This window comes from Paenibacillus sp. P46E (assembly GCF_001909095.1).
GTDB lineage: Bacteria > Bacillota > Bacilli > Paenibacillales > Paenibacillaceae > Paenibacillus_AQ > Paenibacillus_AQ helianthi.
Window position 1 is genome coordinate 1 of sequence record NZ_LVYZ01000010.1, and the last position, 793, is coordinate 793.

1 protein-coding gene is annotated in these 793 nt (G+C 49.1%); it reads left to right on the top strand.

What is annotated here, in order from left to right:
- On the top strand, positions 1 to 701 hold a 701-nt coding region (locus A3849_RS03535; RefSeq protein ID WP_143191725.1), incomplete at its 5' end, for a transposase.
- Positions 702 to 793 lie beyond the last annotated feature (92 nt).

The following is a 793-nucleotide window of genomic DNA, read 5'->3' on the forward strand; positions in this document are numbered from 1 at the left end:
CCGAAAACCAGTTTATTTTAGCCTACAGTGTACACCAAAGACCGACCGACACCCGCTGTTTAGAGCCGCATATGGAAAAAGCGCAGCAGATCCTCGGAAAACTGCCAAAGACAGTCATTGCGGATGCAGGCTACGGCAGCGAAGAAAACTACGCCTATCTGGAAAAGAAAGAGATTCAGGCGGTGGTGAAGTACGGCAGCTATCACAAGGAAAAGAGCAAAGCCTGGAAAGTGAATGTTGGTAAAATCGAGAACTGGACATACAATGCAGCTGAGGATAACTGGACGTGCCTCGCCGGGAAAATGCTGCATTTCCGCAGAGAAAGCAAGGAAGTCTCACAGAGTGGATATGAAATTTACAAACGTCATTACCGAAGTCAGAGCTGCGAGGGCTGTCCGCTGAAGGAACGCTGCACGAAGGCAGCCGGAGATCGGGAAGTGGTTGTTAGTTTGGAACGACTGCGTTACCAAAAGCAGGCTCGGGAGATCTTGCGAAGTAAGGAAGGTTACGGCCTGGCCGTACGCCGAATGACGGAACCAGAAAGTGTATTTGGACAACTGAAAAATAACCGGGGCTTCCGGCGCTTTCTGCTTCGCGGCATGGAAAAAGTGACGCTTGAGGTCGGTTGGCTTTGCCTTGCCCACAATCTCTTGAAGCAAGCTGCAAATGACCAAAAACAAAGAGCAACATTTCTCCAGTGACGGGAGAAATGTTGCTCTTTTGACCTTTTTACGGTTTTGAAAATGAGAAGGGTTTGTCTCTACTCGTAGAAAACTACTTTTGGGACAGCCCC